22 protein-coding genes are annotated in these 19,109 nt (G+C 56.6%); 6 read left to right on the forward strand and 16 right to left on the reverse strand.

The window, feature by feature from the left end:
• The first annotated feature begins 184 nt into the window (after positions 1–184).
• Entirely contained in the window at positions 185–625 is a 441-nt protein-coding gene (locus tag ACSEMK_RS16290; RefSeq protein ID WP_213793857.1) for a hypothetical protein, read from the forward strand.
• Between the two features lie 368 nt (positions 626–993).
• Positions 994–1,839, forward strand: a complete 846-nt coding sequence (locus ACSEMK_RS16295) for a hypothetical protein (protein ID WP_430914997.1) — start codon at positions 994–996, stop codon at positions 1,837–1,839.
• 181 nt (positions 1,840–2,020) lie between these two features.
• Here the strand turns inward: ACSEMK_RS16295 and ACSEMK_RS16300 are convergent, their stop codons facing one another.
• Positions 2,021–2,518 (reverse strand): DUF2938 domain-containing protein, encoded by a 498-nt coding sequence (locus tag ACSEMK_RS16300; RefSeq protein ID WP_430914996.1) that lies wholly within the window; start codon positions 2,516–2,518, stop codon positions 2,021–2,023.
• A gap of 74 nt (positions 2,519–2,592) precedes the next feature.
• On the opposite strand from ACSEMK_RS16300, the gene ACSEMK_RS16305 reads away from it, so the two are divergent.
• On the forward strand, positions 2,593–2,991 hold the full coding sequence (locus ACSEMK_RS16305) for a helix-turn-helix domain-containing protein (protein WP_430914995.1): 399 nt from the start codon (positions 2,593–2,595) through the stop codon (positions 2,989–2,991).
• Between the two features lie 55 nt (positions 2,992–3,046).
• On the opposite strand, the gene ACSEMK_RS16310 is transcribed toward ACSEMK_RS16305, so the two are convergent.
• The 12 genes from ACSEMK_RS16310 to flgB all read right to left on the reverse strand — a co-directional run bounded on the left by ACSEMK_RS16310 (position 3,047) and on the right by flgB (position 13,663).
• Complete coding sequence (locus ACSEMK_RS16310; RefSeq protein WP_087858100.1) at positions 3,047–3,433, reverse strand: VOC family protein; 387 nt, start codon at positions 3,431–3,433, stop codon at positions 3,047–3,049.
• A gap of 190 nt (positions 3,434–3,623) precedes the next feature.
• Positions 3,624–4,583, reverse strand: coding sequence for a flagellar hook-associated protein FlgL (gene flgL, locus ACSEMK_RS16315; RefSeq protein ID WP_087858101.1), 960 nt, complete (start codon positions 4,581–4,583; stop codon positions 3,624–3,626).
• A 21-nt stretch (positions 4,584–4,604) separates the two neighbouring features.
• Entirely contained in the window at positions 4,605–6,254 is a 1,650-nt protein-coding gene (gene flgK, locus ACSEMK_RS16320) for a flagellar hook-associated protein FlgK (protein WP_015704937.1), read from the reverse strand.
• A 182-nt stretch (positions 6,255–6,436) separates the two neighbouring features.
• On the reverse strand, positions 6,437–7,381 hold the full coding sequence (flgJ, locus tag ACSEMK_RS16325; RefSeq protein WP_430914994.1) for a flagellar assembly peptidoglycan hydrolase FlgJ: 945 nt from the start codon (positions 7,379–7,381) through the stop codon (positions 6,437–6,439).
• Entirely contained in the window at positions 7,381–8,481 is a 1,101-nt protein-coding gene (locus ACSEMK_RS16330; RefSeq protein WP_015367323.1) for a flagellar basal body P-ring protein FlgI, read from the reverse strand. The genes flgJ and ACSEMK_RS16330 overlap by 1 nt, the downstream gene beginning before the upstream one ends.
• A 39-nt stretch (positions 8,482–8,520) precedes the next feature.
• Positions 8,521–9,222: a flagellar basal body L-ring protein FlgH gene (gene flgH, locus ACSEMK_RS16335; protein ID WP_015367324.1), complete on the reverse strand. Its 702-nt coding sequence runs from the start codon at positions 9,220–9,222 to the stop codon at positions 8,521–8,523.
• An 82-nt stretch (positions 9,223–9,304) separates the two neighbouring features.
• Complete coding sequence (gene flgG, locus ACSEMK_RS16340) at positions 9,305–10,087, reverse strand: flagellar basal-body rod protein FlgG (protein ID WP_015367325.1); 783 nt, start codon at positions 10,085–10,087, stop codon at positions 9,305–9,307.
• A 34-nt stretch (positions 10,088–10,121) separates the two neighbouring features.
• A complete protein-coding gene (locus ACSEMK_RS16345) occupies positions 10,122–10,877 on the reverse strand; it encodes a flagellar basal body rod protein FlgF (RefSeq protein WP_015704934.1) in 756 nt (251 codons plus the stop codon).
• A gap of 12 nt (positions 10,878–10,889) precedes the next feature.
• On the reverse strand, positions 10,890–12,104 hold the full coding sequence (gene flgE, locus ACSEMK_RS16350; RefSeq protein WP_015367327.1) for a flagellar hook protein FlgE: 1,215 nt from the start codon (positions 12,102–12,104) through the stop codon (positions 10,890–10,892).
• 45 nt (positions 12,105–12,149) lie between these two features.
• Entirely contained in the window at positions 12,150–12,827 is a 678-nt protein-coding gene (flgD, locus tag ACSEMK_RS16355; RefSeq protein ID WP_015367328.1) for a flagellar hook assembly protein FlgD, read from the reverse strand.
• A 12-nt stretch (positions 12,828–12,839) separates the two neighbouring features.
• Positions 12,840–13,244, reverse strand: a complete 405-nt coding sequence (gene flgC / locus ACSEMK_RS16360) for a flagellar basal body rod protein FlgC (RefSeq protein ID WP_015367329.1) — start codon at positions 13,242–13,244, stop codon at positions 12,840–12,842.
• Between the two features lie 5 nt (positions 13,245–13,249).
• Entirely contained in the window at positions 13,250–13,663 is a 414-nt protein-coding gene (gene flgB, locus ACSEMK_RS16365; protein WP_015367330.1) for a flagellar basal body rod protein FlgB, read from the reverse strand.
• A 159-nt stretch (positions 13,664–13,822) separates the two neighbouring features.
• On the opposite strand from flgB, the gene flgA reads away from it, so the two are divergent.
• The 3 genes from flgA (at position 13,823) to ACSEMK_RS16380 (ending at position 15,297) form a co-directional block, all read left to right on the forward strand.
• A complete protein-coding gene (gene flgA, locus ACSEMK_RS16370; RefSeq protein WP_430914993.1) occupies positions 13,823–14,473 on the forward strand; it encodes a flagellar basal body P-ring formation chaperone FlgA in 651 nt (216 codons plus the stop codon).
• Between the two features lie 63 nt (positions 14,474–14,536).
• On the forward strand, positions 14,537–14,860 hold the full coding sequence (gene flgM, locus ACSEMK_RS16375) for a flagellar biosynthesis anti-sigma factor FlgM (protein ID WP_015704933.1): 324 nt from the start codon (positions 14,537–14,539) through the stop codon (positions 14,858–14,860).
• 2 nt (positions 14,861–14,862) lie between these two features.
• Positions 14,863–15,297, forward strand: a complete 435-nt coding sequence (locus tag ACSEMK_RS16380) for a flagella synthesis protein FlgN (protein WP_162750210.1) — start codon at positions 14,863–14,865, stop codon at positions 15,295–15,297.
• Positions 15,298–15,481: 184 nt separating this feature from the next.
• Here ACSEMK_RS16380 and ACSEMK_RS16385 read toward each other — a convergent pair whose 3' ends face one another.
• From ACSEMK_RS16385 to flhB, 3 genes are read right to left on the reverse strand one after another with little or no spacing between them, the layout of a single operon-like run.
• Positions 15,482–15,886 (reverse strand): flagellar protein FlhE, encoded by a 405-nt coding sequence (locus ACSEMK_RS16385; protein ID WP_047065474.1) that lies wholly within the window; start codon positions 15,884–15,886, stop codon positions 15,482–15,484.
• A complete protein-coding gene (gene flhA / locus ACSEMK_RS16390; protein WP_020079225.1) occupies positions 15,886–17,964 on the reverse strand; it encodes a flagellar biosynthesis protein FlhA in 2,079 nt (692 codons plus the stop codon). The genes ACSEMK_RS16385 and flhA overlap by 1 nt, the downstream gene beginning before the upstream one ends.
• Positions 17,957–19,108 (reverse strand): flagellar biosynthesis protein FlhB, encoded by a 1,152-nt coding sequence (gene flhB, locus ACSEMK_RS16395; RefSeq protein WP_430914992.1) that lies wholly within the window; start codon positions 19,106–19,108, stop codon positions 17,957–17,959. The genes flhA and flhB overlap by 8 nt, the downstream gene beginning before the upstream one ends.
• Position 19,109: the final 1 nt, after the last annotated feature.

The raw sequence follows: 19,109 nt of genomic DNA on the forward strand, positions 1-19,109 counted from the left end.
AATAAATATGGTACATCTCTTAGATCAGCATTCCTATAACAGTCATAACGAGAGAGGTTTTTCATTTAAGTATTTTTAATCAAAAAAACATGTAACGTCTACCGTGGATGTTTCAACTCTGCTTTATGATAAAAACAACCACAACACATCTATAAACTATTAAATTTAAAATGAAGAGGTTTAAATGAGAACATCTAATATTCTGTATGTTATAGCTGGCATTATCTTCATTATGTCAACAACGACTTACGCAAGCGAAAAAGTACCGAAAGGTGCGTTAGTTGTTCGTTACGGCGCCGCAAATATGGATGAGAATTATGAAAATCAGGATGGATACCCTGATAATTTGCAAAATGTTTCGGCTCTTTGCTCCCGAAAAGACTCTGGCGCGAACCAGGATTTAGTAAATGAGTTAATAGGCTCTGATAAGACCCGAAAGAGCATCTGGAAAAAAGCAGGAGCGACTAAAGCCTCAACTTTAATAAATAAAAATGCCAAAATTGAATCAGACCCGCTACCAAAGAATCCGAATCATTGTTTAATTAGCAACATTAGCTTAGCGAATATCAAAGGGACATGGGTTATTTATGTTAACCCCCCAGAGTTAAGTGTTCATGAACAATAACTCGCGGTCTTAAAAGAACTGTATTTGTTGGTATAAAACAAATGATGGATAGATATATGCCACGGGTTATCATGATTGGACTCTAATGTGTATCTACTATCAATTCAAAAAAAACACTTCACTAATTACGGAGGGGATATGCATTACTGAAAGATATGATATGCTTATAAACATATATAATTAATGTGATTATTTTTAATTCGAGTGTTTCATTTTCAGCATAAGCGAAGGCTCAAAATATATGGCTAGTAATTTAACAAATAACTTGTCATGTAAGGTTATATCATCATCTACATCTAACCTAAATCAAATGATTTCATGTTGATTCCATTTGATGTTTAGGAAAAACAATATTATAGGAGTTTGCTATGTTCAATGAAAATGCAGTACAGTCGGCACATGAATATTTCAGAAAAATTTATGATTTAAAAGATGCTGAGGTTCTTTCAGAGGATCTTCCGCTTGTTCAAGGGCTTTCTAAGGAGGGCGCTGTTCAATATCAAACATATCAATTTAATGATGCTCCAGAAGCGTTGAAGGAACAGGTCAAAGTAGGCCGTTTATTAATGGAACGCTTCGTAGGTGTAGCCAGTGCGGCTGTTAATAAAAAGGCACCCAGCAGCACCGACAAGTATAATTTCGAGCAATGGCAAGAAGTCACTAAGCATCTTACTAATGCGTTTTTCACAGATCCTGTTTCAGGTGACAGAAGTTTAAATACGTCAGTACAAGGTATTGAGATTGCAAAAAGTGTAATTAACTTTGCATGTAACGTTATAGCAGGCGATGTTACAGCCTTCGCAAATTTCCTGAAGGGATTTGGTGACGGCCTCAGTGCACAAATGAGTAAAACGCAAGCTGCCTATAATTATTTATATGCATATTCTACTCATGATTTATTCAAAGATCAAAGCGGTAACGTATTTTACAAACCTAGCTTTCTTGTATATGGAACTTACTTTAGCCAGGAGCAAAAGAAAATATCTACATCCTGTGCTTCATATAATGAAGTCAACCTTAATTTTGGTGTAAACACAATCGGCGGGACATTTAAAATTGAAGAATACATGAGCAATGATAAGTTTAAGGCAGCAGTCGATGATTTTCTGGATAAATTTGAAGGAAAATCAATTAAAGATACAGATTCATACTTTGACGGGATATTTAATAACTCATCCCCTTCTGCATCTTATCAATACAAAAAGTCAGAATAAGCCTATTTACCCAATCAAGGGAGATGATTGACTTATTTAAAAGACTATATGAGAGTAGGCATTATTTGCCTACTCTCTGTTTTTACAAAAAGCACGTCTCCGGCGTGTAAAAAGAGTCTGCTGCGATATGCCTGCTATACCAGCATTCGCTGACGGTAAAACGTGTACCAGCAAATACCTATCAAAGTAATGAGCACCATGAAAGTACGCTCGCCGCCAGATACAGCCCAATGCCATAGGCCAGGTGCGCCAGTAGGCTCAGCGAGCGCGCCAGCCACGGTCGGGGAGTCCGTGAGGCCGCGACGCCAAAACCAAATGCGGGCTGCAGGATCAAGAACGGCGCCAATAAGGTTACGACCCCTGACAGCAGCGCTGTCGCCAGAGTGGGGGCATAAAACCAATCGGCGCCACTCAACATAAACGGCACAGCCGCAAAAGCGATACCGATTAAATAATGGCATAACCAGCCGGTAAAACGCTCTCCGTGTAGCGGAGGGGTTGCGGTGATGGTGTTATGTCGCACTGTCCCCCGCGCAAGCCATAACGCCCAGCGACCGACCAGCGCATAGTTCAACGGCGCAATCTTGAGTATATGCTTCTGAAAGAGCGACCATAAATCCATGACTAACGTCGCGCCGATCCCCGTTACTAAAATTTGCACAACAACCATGATATTCAATTTATTCTTCCTTTTTATGCGTCAATGCTACTCTGTCGACGAGTGTGCAACTTAAAGCGAGGTTTAAGTCAATCATGAAAGAACTGGATATCCGCGAGGTCGCGACGCTTTCCGGCATTACGCCTTCTGCGCTGCGGTTTTATGAAAAGAAAGGCTTAATCAAGCCGATCGGTCGCCATGGTCTGCGAAGGCAGTACCATGAAAATGTGTTGAGTAAGCTGGAACTGATCGTGCTGGGACAGGCCGCCGGTTTTTCGCTTGCGGAGATAGCCGAGATAGTTAACGCTGACGGCAAGATAGCGATTGATCACCAACGCCTTGAGCAGCGCGCGAAGGAGATTGATAACACCATTCGCCGATTACAGCTGTTAAGTCAGGGGCTAAAACACGCTGCCCGCTGTACTGCGCCGGAACATATGCAATGCCCTGAATTTAAAAAAATTGTGGCAAAGGGCATTAGATTGTTTAAATAAACACTCCAGCACTATGGCTTGATTGATGAGAATTAGCGCATTGAGGCGCAAACCATTATCGCCACGCCTTGTTCTGGAGTACCACCCTGTAGCCATCTGGATCAACGAACGTTTGGCCATTGATATCCCAATAAGGGTTAAAAGAATTCGTTAAGTTAAAGCCTGCTTCGCGCATTCTGGCGCAAGCATCTAACCACCCTTTCTTATCCGGGTAATACAGCACGAGTAGATCCTCCTCCGTCTGCAAGGGTTGTACTGGATGATATTGGCACCAGGTGAATTCTATATGCCAGCCCAATCCCTCTCGCCCTAACATTATTCCATTAAAACCATCGTGATCGTTGAATTCAGCAATTTTGTGTAAGCCCAATCCTTGACAGTACATCAAACAGGACCTTGCAAGATCGGTGACGGGTTTGGCGATACGCATATGAGTAAACATCCGGAATTCTCCTTGAGAGGATATGGTGTGAAGGTTGGGATCCGGTTTGAGTTTACACGCTATGAGGTGGTGAATTTGTCGCTGAGAGCCCCCCACTTCCACCTGATAAAAAAAGGGCACCTCACCCCGCGTACACAGAGAGAACGGGATGAGGTGCCAAGGTGCTAAATGAAAAAGCGGTTATTCGTGATTAGCGATTCATCTGAAACAGCGACATACCCTGCATATCGCTGAAAGTTTTATAAGATGCCTGCAGCGCCGCCTGCTGCATAAAATAAGAAGAGATAGATTCCGCAAGGTCGGCATCGGTCAGGGCGCTCATCTGCAGCTGGTTGGTCATATCACGCTCTTTACCGATGCTATCGAGCTGATCCATCTCCTGCAGCTGGTTACCCAGCTCGGCGCGCACGCTCAATACCTTGTTGTAGGAGTTATCGAGGCCGCGATTAGCCTTCGCCAGCGCATCGTTCACCTGCTGTTTGGTGGCGTCATCGGCCCCCTGCAGCGGCGTTTTCAACGCTTCCAGCGCAATATCGATACTGGCGAACACATCGGCGACCGGCGCGCTGCCGTCCGGCTCCGGCTTCGGATTGCTGGTCAGCGCCATAAATACCGAATTACCGGTATGGCCGATGGTCATCGTACGGTTGGCGTCAACCTTCTGTTCAACGGTTTTATCGCCGCCCTGATAGCTAATCTTGCCGTTGGTATCGACAAACGGCGGCTTATCATTCTCATAGCCGCCAAACAGGTAGCGTCCGTTGCCGTCGGTACTGTTGGCCTGGTTCAGCAGTTGATCCTTCAGCCCCTGTAGCTGGGTCGCCAGCGAATCGCGGTCGTTATCGCTCTCGGTGCCGCCGGCGTTAACGATCAGCGCCTTGATATCAGAAATCGTCGAGGTGGCTCCGGAAAGCACGGTCTCTTCCATCGATACGCTCTGGCGGGCGAAAGTACGCGCCAGGGTGTACTGATTGTTCTCGGCCTGCGATTGCGACAGCATCACCGCCCGCGATGCCGCCAGCGGATCGTCGGAGGGATTAATCACCTTCTTGCCGGTTGAAAGCTGCTCGGCGGCCTTCATAAACAGCGACTGATTGCCGGTGATGCCGGTCATGTTCTGTTGGTACATCATGCTGGTGCTCATGCGCATGCTGTCAGTTCCTCAATACAATCAACGAATATTCAGCAGCGCGTCGAACAGCGAGCTGGCGGTCTGGATCACCTGGGCGTTCGCCATGTAGTACTGCTGGAAACGCAGAAGCTCGCCATACTCTTCGTCGAGGTTTACCCCGGAGAGCGACTGCTGTTGACGAGCCAGTTGGGTGACGATACTGGACTGCGATTCGCTGCTCACCTTCGCAGCGGCGGTCTGGTTGCCCACGCCGCTGACGATCCCGGCGTAGGCGCCGCTGAGCGTTGCTTTGCCATCCACCAGGTTTTTGGTCTGCAGGTCGAGCAGTTTTTTAGCGTTATCGTTATCGCCGCGGCCGCTATCATCTTTACCGGCGGCGGCGATTTTCGCTGAATCGGTAATCGCCACTTTCAGGTTGCCCGCCACGTCGCTGACCGGCTTCACCGTAAAGCTATCTTTCTGCTGCGGGTTGCCATCGATACTGACTTCGAGTCCATCAAAGCTCAGCGTCGGGTTACCGTCTGCATCTTTACCGGCGGTGGCGTTGACTTTGACGTTGTCCGGCAGACGGCTGACCTGCCAGTTGGCGCCGTCATACTCCACGCGGTAGTCGTTGGCTTTTACCTTGCTGGTATCGGTATACGAGACCGACAGCGAGGCATCGCCGGTATTGCGCGTATTATCAACCACCCGCGCGCCGCTGAAGCTGAAGAAATCGCCCCCCTGCTCACCGTTGAGATCGAAGCCCTCGCGGTGCTGTTGGTTAAAGCTATCGGCCATCGCCAGCGCCAGTTGGCCGAGCTGATTGCGCACGCCGTCCAGCGTCTCGCTGCGAAAACGCAGCACGCCGCTCAGGCTGCCGCTGGTGATCTGCCCTTCCGGCACTTCGCTGGCGCCGCTGCCGCGGTTATAGCCGAGAGTCAGGCGCGAAGGGTCGCTGCTGGAAGGGATCGCTTCCACCTGATAGCTGTTGTTACCCTGCACCAGGGTCAGGCCGTTGGCGAAGGAGACGGTATAAGCGTCGCCGTCCTGCTGGGTTACCTGAACGCCCACCAGTTGGTTGAGTTCGCTGACCAGCTGATCGCGCTGATCGAGCAGCGCGTTCGGTTCGCCGCTGGCGCTGCCGCGCAGGCGGGTAATCTCATCGTTAAGACGGGCAATCTGCTGGCTATAGCTGTTAATCTGCTGGGCGGTGTCGTTAATTTGCTGATTAACGCCGCTGTCCATGTCGCGCAGATATTTATCGGTATTATTAAACTGGTTGACCAGGCCGTTAGCCTTACCCAGTACCGTCTGGCGCGCCGCGTCGTCGCCGGCGTTGCTCACCAGGTTCTGCAAATTGGTGAAAAAATCCTGCAGGCTCCCCGACAGGGTATTAGTTTTGCTGGCCAGCAGATTATCGATCTGCGAAATCTTTTCGTAGTAGGCGTTCTGCGAACCGGCCGCGCTCTGCGCGCCGCGCAACTGGTTGGTGATGAACTGGTTATATTCGCGGTTCACGCTGGTCACGGTCACGCCGTTACCGATAAAACCGTTCATAGTGGCCAGGCCGCCGTTTTGGGCCAGAATCGCCGTCTGTCGGTTATAACCCGCTACGTTGTAGTTAGAGATATTGTTGCTGACGGTACTGAGCGCCACCTGCGCCGCATTCAGTCCGCTCATCGCCGTATTGATTAAGCTATTGGACATCAGGGTTCCTTATGCTGCCAAGTCAATTCGCTCAGCTTGCCCTTGTTATCGGTCAGAGAAGTAAAAACTTGAGTAAATCTGCCTGCAAAATTCCGCAGCCGCTTTTATGCCGGATGGCGCTACGCTTATCCGGCCTACGCGCTGTGCGATTTGGTAGCCCGGAGAAGGCGCGACCTTCGAACCTAGAACAGATCGTTAATATCCGCGGCATAGGCTTTCACCGCCTGCGCCCCGGCGTGCTTCATCTGCTGAATCACGCTGACCAGCTTGCTGGCGTATTGCGGGTCGGTGGCGTAGCCTGCGCGCTGCAGCTCGTGCGCCGCCTGCTCCGGAGTCGATGCTTCAGCAACCGAGGCATAACGCGGGTTGTTGGTCAGCAGCTTGACGTAGTCAGCAATCGCCGAGAAATACGAATCGTAAACGCGGAATTTGGCCTTCACCTTCTTCGCCCCCCCCTGTTCAAACTCAGTGGTGGTGATCTCGGTAACCGGCCCCTTCCAGTTGCCCCCGGCTTTAATACCAAACAGGTTGTAGCTCGGCGTACCGTCAGCGGTCGGGATTTCGCGCTGCCCCCAGCCGGATTCCAGCGCCGCCTGGGCGACAATCAGCTGATGCGGGATCCCGCTGCGCTCACTGGCGGCGCGCGCCGGCATTGACAGACGGGCAACGAAATTGCCGTTGTTGAGCGATAGCGGCGCGGCGACCGGCGGCGCTTTCGGCACCGCCCGGCGGATCATCTGCTCCAGCGCCTGATTCGGCAGCGTCTGCAGCACCTCATTATCCAGCGCCATCGGCGCGGTGCCCGCCGTTTCGCTGGGGATCGCGTTGGCGTTGCTCATCTGCTTGACCATCATGTCGGCCAGCCCTAATCCCTTTTGCGACATCTGCTGAGCAATCTGCTGATCGTACATCGAGGTGTAGAGCCGGGTCTGGTCGCTGCTGAGTACGCCATCCTGCGGTAGCGCGGCGCGCATGCTCTTTAGCATCATCTGTACAAACATGCCTTCGACCTGCTGCGCCACCTGCTTGAGGTTGCCCTGCGGATCGGCGGCGGCATCGCGCTTCAGGCCGTTCAGCGCCTGGGCGTCATAGGCGGCGCCCGACATCGCCATAACATCGCTGGCCATTAGATAATTTCCAGTTTGGCGCGCAGGCAGCCGGCGCTTTGCATGGCTTGCAGAATCGACATCAGGTCGATTGGCGTCGCTCCCAGCGCGTTCAGCGCGCGCACCACGTTGTTGAGGTTGGCGCTGGCGTTGATTTTCTGCAGTGAACCGCCCTGCTGCTGCATTGAAATCTGGGTATTCGGCGTGACCACCGTCTGGCCGCCGCCAAACGGCGTCGTCGGCTGGCTGACGCTGGTTTGTCTATCGACCACCACCGACAGGTTGCCCTGAGCCACCGCGCAGGAATCAAGGATCACCTCGCGATTCATCACCACCGAACCGGTACGCGAGTTGATGATCACTTTGGCGTCCATGGCGCCAACGTTAACGTTGATATTCTGGATCTCGGCGAGGAAACGCACCTGCGAGCTATTGCCCTGCGGCACCAGTACCTGAATAGTACGCGCATCGAGCGGCGATGCGGTGCCGCCGCCGCGCTGGCGATTAATCGCATCGCTAATCTGCTGCGCGAGGGTGAAATCTTCATCATTGAGCTGCAGGTTGAGCACCCCACCGCTGCCGAACGTGGTCGGCAGTTCGCGCTCGATGGTGGCGCCGTTGCTGATGCGCCCGCCGGCTAACTGATTGACCTGCACGCTGCTGCCGCCCGCCGCCGCGCCGGCGCCGCCCACCAGCACGTTGCCCTGCGCCAGCGCATAAACCTGGTTATCCACCCCTTTGAGCGGCGTCATCAGCAAGGTCCCGCCGCGCAGGCTTTTGGCGTTGCCCATTGATGAGACCACCACATCGATATTCTGCCCCGCGCGCGCGAAAGGCGGCAGCTTCGCCGTGACCATCACCGCGGCGACGTTCTTAAGCTGCATGTTGGTGCCCGGCGGCACGGTAATACCGAGCTGCGATAGCATGTTGCTCAGGCTTTGGGTGGTAAACGGCGTTTGCATGGTCTGGTCGCCGGAGCCGTCGAGCCCCACCACCAGGCCGTAGCCGATTAAGGCGTTATCGCGCACGCCCTGTACCGTCACCAGATCGCGAATACGCTCCGCCGTCGCCGGTAAGCTGGCCGCGCCGATTAATAGCGCAATGATGAGTTTTTTAACCATGTGAATCTCTTTTCAGTAACAGCGCCAATGGCCCGCTCATTAGTACGGGGAGACGTTGAGGAAGAACCGCTGCAGCCAGCCCATCGTCTGCGCTTCATTGATGTAGCCGTTGCCGACATACTCGATGCGCGCGTCCGCCACCTGCGTTGAGGTAACCGAGTTGCTACCGCTGATGGTGCGCGGGTTAACCACCCCGGAGAAGCGGATGAACTCGGTGCCCTGGTTAATGGCGATCTGTTTTTCCCCCACCACGTGCAGGTTGCCGTTGCTCAACACCTGATTAACGGTGACGGTAATGGTGCCGTTGAAGGTGTTATTGGCGTTCGCCCCGCCTTTACCGCCGAAACTGTTATCGCCGGAAATATCCATATCGGCGCGGGCGTTGCCCAGCAGGCCGTCTAAGTAGCGCGGCGCGGTGGCGACGCCAAACTTGCTGGAACCGTTACGGCTGGCATTGGCGGAAGAACTCTTGCTGGCGCTGACGTTTTCCTGCAGCACAATAGTCAACGTGTCGCCAACATTGCGCGGGCGGCGGTCTTCGAACAGCGGCTGATAGCCGTAGTTCATCGGCTGCGCAGCCTGAAAAATTGAGCCGTTCGGTACCGGCGCGGTCGGCGGCGCGGGCTGCGCCGAGGTCGAACCATCGACCAACGGTTTATGCGGAATGTACGCGCAGCCGCTCAGCGTCAGCATCACCATGCCAGCCAGCAAGCGTTGTCCCTGGCGCGGCAGGGTGGCCATCGAATGTGTGGTTACCACGGGGTATCGCCTTTGTTACACCAAAATAGCGACGGGCGCGGCAGGCGACGCCCGTCATCAAACATTACAGTTGGGTCAGCTTCTGCAGCATCTGATCCGACGTCGAAACCGCTTTGCTGTTGATCTCATAGGCGCGCTGGGTCTGGATCATATTGACGAGCTCTTCCGCCACGTTGACGTTCGAGGTCTCCACATAGCCCTGGTAGAGCATACCGGCGCCGTTCAGGCCCGGCGTGCTCTCATTCGGCGCGCCAGAGCTCTCCGTTTCCTGGTACAGGTTCTCGCCCACGCTTTCGAGGCCGCTGTCGTTAATAAAGGTGGTTAACGTCAGTTGACCGACCTGCTGGGCGGCGGTCTGCCCCTGCTGGGTGACGCTCACGATGCCATCGCGGGCGATGGTAATGGTCAACGCGTTGGCCGGTATGGTGATCGCCGGCTGTACCTGGAAGCCGCTGGCGGTCACCAGCTGGCCGTTCTGATCGATCTGGAACGAGCCGTCGCGGGTGTAAGCCTGGCTGCCGTCCGGCAGCAGGACCTGGAAGAAGCCCTGGCCTTTAATCGCCACGTCTTTGCTGTTGTTGGTCTGCGACAGGTTGCCCTGGCTATGCAGACGCTCGGTGGCGACCGGGCGCACGCCGGTACCGATCTGCAGGCCGGAAGGCAGCGTGGTCTGCTCGGAGGACTGCGCCCCCGGCTGGCGCATGGTCTGGTACAGCAGGTCTTCAAACACCGCGCGCTGGCGTTTAAAACCGTTGGTGCTGACGTTCGCCAGGTTGTTGGCGATCACGTCCATATTGGTCTGCTGCGCATCAAGACCGGTTTTCGCAATCCATAAAGAGGGAATCATTGGTTATTTCCTTTGGCCGCGGGCCGACTGGCTATCAGCTTACTGACAGCAGAGAGTTCGCCCGCTGTTCGTTCTCATCCACGCTGTGGATGACCTTCATTTGCATTTCAAAGCGACGGGCGTTGGCGATCATATCGACCATGGTCTCCATCGGCTTGACGTTACTGCCCTCCAGCACGCCGGGCATGACCCGCACCTGCGGGTCGTTAGCCAACAAGTTGCCGCGGCGCTGCTGGGTTTCCGGGGTTAAGCGGAACAGGCCGTCATCGCCGCGCATTACTTCGCGCGCGTCGGCTTTCACCAGCTTCAGGCGGCCAATTTGCGCGATGGTGTTCGGCGGATCGCCGGGGTTCAGCGCCGAAATCGTGCCGTCGGCGGCGATAGTGATTTCCGCCGACGGCGGCACCTCAATCGGCCCGCCGTCGCCCTGCAGCGGCATTCCCTGCACCGTCAACTGACCGTTAGCTGAAACCTGAATGCTGCCGTTGCGGGTATAGGCTTCGCCGCCGCCCGGCAGGCTGAGTGCCAGAAAACCGTCCTGCTGCAGCGCCACGTCCAGCGGGCGCCCGGTGTAGTTCAGCGCCCCCTGGCTCATATCGGCGCCCGGCGTCGAGGCCGCCACCAGCGTGCGGGTGGCGAGGCTCGGCCCGTCAACCGGCACCGCGCGTAGCGCGGCGAGCTGGGCGCGAAAGCCCGGCGTCGAGGCGTTGGCGAGATTGTTGGCGGTAATCGACTGTTGCTCCAGCGTCTGGCGCGCGGCGCCCATCGCGGTATAAATCGCGTGATCCATAACTCAGTTCCGTTAGCGCAGGCTGACCAGCGTCTGCAGGATCGAATCCTGCGTCTTGATGGTCTGGGCGTTGGACTGATAGTTACGCTGGGCGACAATCATGTTCACCAGCTCCTGGCTCAGGTCGACGTTGGACGATTCCAACGCGCCGCTGGTCAGCTTGCCAAAACCGCCGCCGCCGGAGAGTCCCACGCGTGGCTGGCCGGACGCGCCGGTCTCCTGCCAGACGTTATCGCCCTGCGACGCCAGACCTTCCGGGTTGGAGAAGTTGGCCATCACAATCTGCCCCAGGACCTGGGTCTGCTGGTTGGAGTAGATACCGACGACGGTACCGTCATCATTAATCTGGAAGTTGGTGTATTCACCGGCGGCATAACCATCCTGCGCCACTTTACTCACCGAATCGCTACCGACGTTCTGCTGCATACTACCGGCGAAGCTGAGCGTGAAGTTCTGCGCCGGGGCGCCGTCTTTCGCGCTCATCGGAATGGTCATGCTGAACTCGCCCGCCTGGCCGTTAACGCTGACCAGGTTGCCGCTGGTATTGAACTCCATGGTGCCCGCGCTGACCGCAGCCGCGCTGCCGTCCTGGGTATAGACCTGCCATTTGTTATCGTCGGTTTTCACGAAATAGGCGTTGATGTTGTGGGCGTTACCCAGCGAATCGTAGGCGGTGATGGTGTTGACGTAGTTGTAGCTATCCTGCTTCGCCGGGTCGAAGGTCTTGTTCTCCGGCACTTTATGCGTGGACTTCAGGTTGGCGACCATTTCACCGGAAGTCGACGCTTTGGCGTTCATCATCCCTTCCGGTATGCTCAGCGGTACCGGGTTGGCGCCCTGCTGAATGGTCGGCGGCGTGCCGGCGGCCGGATAGCCGGTAAGCTGCAGCCCCTGCATATTGGTCAGATTGCGGTTTTCGTCCAGCTTAAACTGACCGTTGCGGGTATAGAAAATACCGCCGTCTTTATCCTGCATGCGGAAGAAGCCGTTGCCGTTGATCGCCACATCCAGCGCGCGGCTGGTGCCGGTGGTGGTGCCGCCTTTAAAGTTCTGGGTGATCCCGGAAACTTTAACCCCCAGCCCGACCTGCGAACCGGCAAACATATCGGCGAACGACACGCTGCCGGATTTGAAACCCGCGGTCGCGGAGTTAGCGATGTTGTTGCCAATCACGTCGAGATTGGTGGCCGCCGCGTTTAAGCCGCTGACTGCCTGAGAAAAGGCCATGTTACTCTCCAAATATTGAGGATATCGATAAAATCCAGATGCGAATTACAGGATCTGCCGCACTTCCTCGAGACTGGCGTTACCGGCCAGGCCGAGATCCAGCTTCGCGCCGTTGCTGTCGTTAATCACGCCGTTAACCATGCCGAAATGCAGGCTGCGCGCCACCAACTGCTCGCCGTTGCCCTTGGCGTTAATCGCCACTTTATAGGCGCCGTCCGGCGCGGCGGTACCATCATCCAGCGAGCCGTCCCAGGTGAAGGCGTGCACCCCGGCGGTGAGGCCGCCAATCTCAATGGTCCGCACCACCTGGCCGTTGGCGTTGGTAATGGTTGCCGTGACCTGATCGGCGGCCCGTTCCAGCTCGACGCCAAACGGCGTGGTGCTGACCTGCCCTTCTTTACTGCCGACCAGAATGTTATTACCCGGTACCATCACGCCGTGGCCGATCAGCGCGCTGGCCTGCAGCGACTGGTTGCTGTTGATCTGCCCGGAGATCGCGCCAAGGGTGGTGTTGAGTTTTTCGATGCCCTGTACGGTATTAATCTGCGCCAGCTGCGAGGTCAGCTCGTTGTTTTGCATCGGGTTGGTCGGGTCCTGATTTTTCAACTGCGCCACCAGCAACGTCAGGAAGCTGTTATGCAGATCCTGGCTGGTGCTGCTTTTGCTGGCGGAATCAAGAACCGCGTTATTGGTCGATTCATTGGTGGTTGCGGCGATAGCCATCGGGATCTCCGGTTACTGACCCAATGTCAGGGTTTTCATCATCATCGACTTAGTGGTGTTGAGCACTTCGACGTTGGCCTGATAGCTGCGGGAGGCGGAGATGGTGTTAACCATTTCGCTCACCACATCGACGTTCGGCATCCGCACATAACCCTTAGCATCAGCCAACGGGTTGCCCGGTTGATAAACCATCCGAGCGGGCGCCGGGTCATCGACCACCTGCGAGACGCGCACGCCGCCGGTCTGCTGCCCTGGCGCCGCGGCCACTTCGAACACCACCTGCTTCGCGCGATAGGGTTCGCCATCCGGGCCGGTGACGCTATCGGCGTTGGCCATATTGCTGGCGCTGACGTTCATCCGCTGCGACTGGGCCGAGAGCGCCGAGCCGGAGATATCAAAAATATTGAGTAAAGACATTCGCCTTATCCTTGTTGCAGCACCGACATCATCCCTTTGATCTGACCGTTGAGCAGCGTCAGGTCGGTCTGATATTTCAGGCTGTTGTCAGCGAAGTTGGTGCGTTCGCGATCCATGTCCACCGTGTTGCCGTCCATCGACGGCTGGTCCGGCACCCGGAACAGCAGATCCAGCTCCGGCGGCTGCATGGTTTGCGCCGGAATATGGCGCGCCGCCGTCAGGTTAAGCGCCATGCCGTTGCCGTTTACCCGCCCCTGTTGCAGGACTTTATTCAGTTGGCTGGCGAAATCGATATCCCGCGCCTGATAGCCCGGCGTGTCTGCGTTGGCGATATTGGCGGCCAGTATTTCCTGGCGCTGGGCGCGCAGGTTCAGCGCCTCCTGGCCAAAACGCAGAGCAGCGTCCAGTTTGTCGAGCATGCTCCCTCCGCAAGGTTAGAATTTGGAGCCGACAGCATAAACGCCCCCTGCGCCAACCTATCGCGGGAATAGGGGCAAAATGGGGCGCTATTTATCTGTTTAGTCCCTCGGGGCAGCCGTTACACTTAACCCCTTTCCGGGTGGCGTGAGGGGAACGCGATGAAAAGTAAAATCCTGCTGGTCGGCCTGCTGTGCAGCCTGAGCGCCCGCGCCGACACGCTGGCGACGCAAATCGAAAGCTTCATTAAAAGCAAATTCAACGATAATGCCGTGCAGGTGAAAGTGCTGGTGCGCACGCCGCCCGCCCAGTGGCCGCCGTGTGAATTACCGCAGCTGTCGCTGCCGCCCAATGCGCGAATCGGCGGCAATATCAGCGTCTCTGCCCGCTGCGGGCAGGAGCGGCGGTTTATTCAGACCCAGGTGCAGGTATTTGGCCGTTATCTGACGGTGGCGCGCGGTATTAGCGGCGGAACGCCGCTGACCCCAGCGGATGTGGTGCTAAAATCAGGCAGGCTCGATACCCTGCCGCCGCGTACGCTGACCGACAGCAAGAAAGCGCTGGGCGCCGTGACGCTGCGAAATATCAGCCCAGGCCAACCGCTGACGCTGTCCATGCTGCGTCGCGCTTGGGTGATCAAAGCCGGTCAGCCGGTACAGGTCATGGCCGAGGGCGATGGCTTTAGCATCAGCGGTTCCGGTAAAGCAATGAATAACGCGGCAGCCGAAGATAGCGTGCGCGTGCGCATGGTTTCCGGCAAAATCGTCAGCGGTATCGCCGGGGAGGATGGCGCCATCCGTATTACGTTATAAAAAAGTAAAGGTTTGCCAGCCCCTGCCGATAACCCCATTAGAAACCCATTTTGGAGATGGACCATGAGTATCGATCGCACCCAGCGGTTACAGCCGGTTTCCACGGTGCAGCCGCGTGAAACCCCGGCCGACAACCCGCTTCAGCCGCGCAAGGCCACCGCGGCGGAAACCGCCGTTAGCGCCACCAAAGTGAAACTGAGCGATGCGCAGGCGCGGCTGATGCAGCCAGGCACCCAGGATATTGATATGAACCGGGTCGAGGCCATCAAACAGGCGATTCGTAGCGGCGAACTGAAAATGGACGCGGGCAAAATCGCCGACGCCCTGCTGCAGGATGCGCACAACGATATCCAGCGCCTTGCCGGTAGCAAAACAGATAAGGCCTGATGATGGACAGATTACGCACTCTGCTGGATAAACTGGCGGAAACCCTGCGGGCGCTGGATGACGTGCTGGCGCAAGAGCAACAGTTGCTGTGTGCGGATGAACTGCCCGGCGTAGCGCTGCAGCGCGTCACCGATAGCAAGAGTCAACTGCTGGCGACGGTAGCCTGGCTTGAACAACAGCGTCCGGCGCTGGAAGCTAACCTTGCGCTACGCGCGCCTTACCCCGGCCATGAAAGCTTCGGCGAAAGCTGGCGGCAGATCCAACAGTTAAGCCAGAGCCTGCGTGAAAAGAATCAGCATAACGGCCTGTTGCTCAATCAACAGATCGCCCATAACCAGCAGGCGCTGGCAATTCTTAGCAAGAATAATAAATCGCTGTACGGGCCGGATGGCCAGTCGCGCACCGCGAGTCTGCTGGGCCGTAAAATCGGCGTCTGAATTCCTTTCTCTGTATTTCCCCAATGGCGACGGTTACCCGTAGCGCCGTTTTTTGTCAGGTGGCGCTACGCTTACCTGACCTACGCCGGCATGTGATCTGTAGGCCCGCGCAAGCGTAGCGCCGGATGGCGGCTGCGCCTTATCCGGCCTACGGTCTGTATTAATACAAAACTTTCCCCCGCGACTACTGATAATTAACGATAACCTGATTGGCAATCGCCCGCAGCGGCGGGTTTAACGGCCCGCGGGTCTGTACGGAATAGACAAACCGCAGCGGCCCTTCTGCCGCCTCGCCTGCCAACGCGTGGCTGGTACCGCTGGCGCTGGTCAGCGGAATACAGCGATTCAGGCTACATAAATGCACCTGCAGCCCCGCCGGCTCCGCTGACAGCAGACGATAGCGCCAGCTAACGGTCTCGATGCGCGCATTGCCGCCGGGTAGCGTATTGGGCGGCAGCAGCGCGGCGGAAGAATCACTCATCCCGCCCTGTTCAAGAGTGACGCCGGGCCCTTCGGCAATCCATGAGCCCGACGCCGCGCCGGCGGCAACCGGCAATAAAAGGCACAATAAAGGAAGATAGCGCGTCATCAGGCCGCTCCAATGGTTGAGGTCATGCGAATCTGGCGATCGTCGTTGATCTCCAGGTTGGAAAGCACCGCCATCTGCGGCAGGCTACGACGCAGGAAGCGCGCCAGTAGCGGGCGCAGCGCGTGGTTAACCAGCAGCACCGGCGGCGCGCTGAGCATCTCCTGGCGCTGCAGCGCCTGCCGCGCCTGCTCAAGCAGGCGGTCGGCAAGCCCCGGTTCGAGACCGCCGCCTCCCTGCAGCGCCTGTAGCAGCAGTCGTTCCAGTTGGGTATCCAGGCCGATAACCTGAATTTCGCCGTTGCCGGGGAACCACTGCTGGGCAATGGCCCGCCCCAGCGCCACGCGCACGACGGTGGTCAGCTCGTAAGGATCGCTTTGCGTCGGCGCATGCTCCGCCAGCGTCTCGATAATGGTACGCATATCGCGGATCGATACCCGCTCGGCCAGCAGGTTCTGCAACACCTTATGCAGCGTGGTCAGCGACACCACGCCCGGTACGAAATCTTCGGTCAGCTTCGGCATCTCCTGCGACACGCGGTCGAGCAGTTGCTGCGTCTCCTGGCGGCCAAACAGTTCGCTGGCGAACTGGCCGATGAGGTGGTTGAGATGGGTTGCCACCACCGTACTGGCCTCCACCACCGTATAGCCCTGGATTTGCGCCTGCTCGCGCAACGCGCTATCGATCCACACCGCCTCCAGACCGAAGGCCGGATCGATGGTTTTATCCCCCGCCAGCTCGCCGATGGCATTGCCGGGGTTAATCGCCAGCCAGCGCCCAGGCTGCGCTTCGCCGCTGCCGATTTCCACTCCTTTCATCAGAATGCGGTAGCGGGCGGGCGCCAGTTCGAGGTTATCGCGAATATGCACCACCGGCGGCAGATATCCCATCTCCTGGGCGAATTTCTTGCGGATCCCGCGGATTCGCCCCAGCAGCTCGCCATTTTGCTGAAAATCGACCATCGGGATTAGCCGGTAGCCCACTTCCATACCCAGCGGATCTTCCAACTGGACATCGGCCCAGCTGGCTTCCGCTGCCTGGGTATTCTCCTGCACGATGGGTTCGTCGGCGGCTTTCGGCGCCTGTTTTTCACGGCCGCGCAGCCACCAGGCCAGCCCGAGCAGCGCGGCGGTAAACAGCAGGAAAACCAGGTTCGGCATCCCCGGCACCAGCCCCAGCAGCCCAAGTACCGCGGCACACAACAGCATGACCTTTGGGTTATTGAATAGCTGGCCGACCATCTGTTCGCCGACATCCTGATCGGTCGCCACCCGGGTAACGATGACCCCGGCGGCGGTAGAGATCACCAGCGCCGGGATTTGCGCCACCAGCCCGTCGCCGATGGTCAGCAAGGTGTAGCTTTCCGCCGCCGCGCCCAGCTCCATACCGTGCTGCACCACGCCGACCAGCAGTCCGCCGACCACGTTAATCACCATAATCATTAGCCCGGCGATGGCATCGCCGCGAACAAACTTGCTGGCGCCGTCCATCGAACCGTAGAAGTCGGCTTCCTGCGTGACTTCGGCGCGGCGTTTTTTCGCCTCTTCTTCGCCGATAAGCCCGGCGTTCATGTCGGCATCGATCGCCATTTGCTTACCCGGCATGCCGTCGAGTACGAAACGCGCCCCCACTTCGGCGATACGCCCGGCGCCTTTGGTGATAACCATGAAGTTGATCAGTACGAGAATGATAAACACCACGATACCGATGGCGAAATTACCGCCGACCAGGAAGTGACCGAAGGCCTCCACGACCCGCCCCGCGGCGGCGGCCCCGGTGTGCCCTTCCATCAAAATGATGCGCGTCGAGGCGACGTTGAGCGACAGGCGCAGTAGCGTCGAGAACAGCAGAATGGTCGGAAACGCGGCGAAGTCCAGCGTGCGCTGGGTAAACATCGCCACCAGCAGCACCATGATCGACAACGCGATATTGAAGGTGAAAAGCAGGTCGAGAATAAACGCCGGCAGCGGCAGCACCATCATCGACAAAATCAGCAGGATCAAGATTGGGCCTGCCAGCACCTGCCATTGTGTATCTTTAACATTCCCTGGCAAACGCAGCAGGGAGGCCAAATTAGCCATCAGAGTCACTCTCTTTTGCAAAATCCAGTGCTTCCGGCACCGGTAAATGTTGAGGTTTTTTCGGGATCAGACCGCCCTCGCGCCGCCAGCGGCGCAGCTGATAAACCCAGGCCAGCACTTCGGCGACCGCGGCATAGAGGGTGGCGGGAATATGCTGGCCGATCTCGCTATGGCGATAGAGCGCGCGGGCCAGCGGCGGCGCTTCCAGCATCGGAATGCGGTGTTGCGCCCCCAACTCGCGAATACGCAGCGCAATCTCCCCCGCCCCTTTAGCCAACACCTTCGGCGCACTCATTTTTTTATCGTTGTACTGCAGAGCCACGGCATAGTGGGTCGGGTTAGTGACGATCACGTCCGCTTTCGGCACATCGGCCATCATCCGTCGCTGGGCAATCGCCCGCTGCTGTTGGCGGATCCGCCCTTTAACATGCGGGTCGCCTTCCTGATCTTTGAATTCGTCGCGAATATCCTGTTTGGTCATCTTCAGCTTTTTGAAGTGGCTCCACAGCTGATAAAAAACGTCAAATGCCACCATCGGCGTCAATCCGAGCACCACCAGAAATCCGCAATAGAGGATCATCTGCAGCGCATTGGCCAACGCGTCGAGCGGCTGTTGGGTCATCAGATGCAGCATCGCCGCCCAGTTGTGCCACAGGTACAGCCCGGTTACCCAGCCGACCAGCGTGGCTTTGAGGATCCCTTTTAACAGCTCCGCCAGCACCTGAGTGGAGAACATGCGTTTCAGACCAGAAAGCGGATTCAGCCGTTTAAGATCGAATTTGAGCGACTTGGCGCTGAATAAAATGCCGCCAAGCAGCATTGGCGCAGCCAGCGCCACCAGCACCAGCCCGGCCATTACCGGCAGCAATGCCAGCACCGCCTGACGCAGCAGCATTCCCAGCTGGCGCAGCATTTGTTTGTCATTGCTGACCATTCCGTGGTCGAAATGCAGACCCTGCGTCAGCATCTCCGCCAGTTGGCGAGTGATATTGCTGCCGGACATCAGAATAATGGCGAGCCCGGCCACCAGCATCAGCACCGAGGTCAGCTCGCGCGAGCGCGGGATCTGGCCCTCTTCACGCGCCTTCTCCAACCGGTGGGCGGTGGGGGCCTCGCTTTTTTCCAGATCGCTGTCTTCGGCCAAG

It is taken from the genome of Klebsiella sp. K-3, assembly GCF_051207495.1.
GTDB lineage: Bacteria > Pseudomonadota > Gammaproteobacteria > Enterobacterales > Enterobacteriaceae > Klebsiella > Klebsiella aerogenes.